The 2,076-nt window shown below is 57.6% G+C and carries 1 protein-coding gene; it reads right to left on the bottom strand.

Features of this window, described 5'->3' with window-relative positions:
* A partial coding sequence (locus MKX30_RS27350) for a non-ribosomal peptide synthetase (protein WP_341063902.1) occupies positions 1-2,076 on the bottom strand: 2,076 nt, incomplete at both ends.

Genomic DNA, 2,076 nt, shown 5'->3' with positions numbered 1-2,076 from the left:
GCTCGATCATCACGCCCTTCGGCTTGCCCGTCGTTCCCGACGTGTAGATCACGTACGCCAGGTCCTCCGGACGACATTCGTGCAAGTGATCATCCGCTTCCAGCGGCGCATTCGCCCGCTCGTCGCTGTACGACGCTTCGTCGTCGAGGTACAGCACCGCCGCCAGCGCCAGCTCCTCTTCGCCGAGCCAGGCTTCGGCACGCTCTCGCAGCGGCGTTTGCGTCAGCAGCACCTTCGCTCCGCTGTCTTCAAGCATGAACCGCACGCGGTCCGCCGGATAATCCGGGTCGAGCGGCACATACGCACCGCCCGCTTTCCAGACGGCCAGCACGGCCACCAGCAAGTCCACCGAACGCTCGGCGAGAATGCCGACGATCGTCTCCCGGCCGATGCCGCTTGCGCGCAGCGTGCCCGCCAAGCGGTTCGCCCGCTCGTTCAGCTCCGCATACGTAAGCCGGTCGTTCTCGTACACGACGGCCTCCGCTTCCGGCGTGCGCTCCGCCTGTTCCTCGAACAGCCAGTGGAACGCGGCCGCAGGAGCCGCTTCCGGCTGCGCCGGGTTAAACGCGCCGAGAATTTGTTCTTTTTCCTCTGCCGTCAGCAAGTTCAGCTCGGCGATCTTCGCATCCGGACGGCTTACGATCGTTACGAGCAGCTGCTCGTAATGTTTCGCCAGCCGTTCGATCGTCTCCCTTTTGTAGAGAGCCGTCGCATATTCGAAGCTGTAATCCAAGCCGCCGTTCTCCTCGCCCACATCCAAGCTGATATCAAACTTCGCGGTATCCAGTGCGCTCGGATAAGGAATCAGGCGAAGCCCTTCCAGCTCAAATTCCTCGTTCTCCGTATTCTGCATTGTAAACAGCGTGTCGAAGAGCGGATTGCGGCTTAAATCACGGGTGACTTGCACCTTGTCCACCAATTCTTCGAACGGATAGTTTTGATGCTCGAAGGCGTGGAGGGTCGTTTCTTTGACTTCGTTCAGGTATGACAGGAATGTCTTCTCCGAAGCCGGATAACTGCGGATAGCCAGCGTGTTTAAGAAAATCCCGATCAACGGCTGCACATCCCCATGATTCCTTCCGGCAATCGGCGTACCGACGATCACGTCTTCCTGACCTGAATATTTATGCAGAAGGACGTTATACGCCGCAAGCAGCACCATAAACAGCGTTGTGCCCGTTTCCGAGGCCAGCTGCTTCAGGCCGTCGGTTTTCGAAGCGTCGAAGAAAAACTCCAGCGTTTGGCCTTCGTAGCTCTGCACGGCCGGACGCGGATAGTCCGTCGGCATTTCCAGCACCGGAAGCTCGCCTTGGAACATGTCCAGCCAGTACGCCTCCTGACGCTGAAGCCGTTCCTTCTGCTCCTGCGAATGCTGCCAAACGGTGTAGTCTTTGTACTGAACGCGCAGAGGCTCCAATTGCTCGCCGCCGTACAAGCGGACGAATTCTTCAACAAAGATTTCCATCGAGACGCCGTCGGAAATAATATGATGCATGTCGTACATTAGAATATGGCGTTCCGGAGCCAGCTCGATAAGGCCTACCCTCAGCAGCGGAGGCTTCGCCAAGTCAAACGAACGGACGAAACGGCGAACCGTCTCTTCGGCCTCTTGCTCATCCACTCGATAGAACTCCACAGCAAAATTCACGTCATGGTATAACCGCTGCGATGCTTCGCCATCCACCATTTCGAACCCGGTGCGCAGCATTTCATGCCGCGCCACGAGCTTACGGAACGCTTCTTCGAACCTTGTCCGATCCAAAGCACCCTCCAGCAGCATCGCTTCCGGCATGTTGTAGCTAAGCTCCGCGCCTTCCAGTTGATTCAGGATAAAGAGACGTTTTTGAGCAAAAGATTGCGGGTACACCTCCCGGTCATCCGCCACCGGAATGGCAACGAATGTCTGCTCATCCAGCCGGGAAATGGCGGATGCCATGCTCTCGATCATGGAATGGCGGAACACGTCACGCAGCGGCAGATCCACGTTCAACTCTTTATGAATCTTGCTGACCAGCGTCGTCGCCCGCAGGGAGTGGCCGCCGATGTCGAAGAAGTTGTCGTGAATGCCAATCTCCT

Source organism: Paenibacillus sp. FSL P2-0173, from assembly GCF_038008045.1.
Lineage (GTDB): Bacteria > Bacillota > Bacilli > Paenibacillales > Paenibacillaceae > Paenibacillus > Paenibacillus polymyxa_B.
Note: the sequence above shows the minus strand (reverse complement) of the source record. Positions and strands in the feature narration are given on the sequence as shown.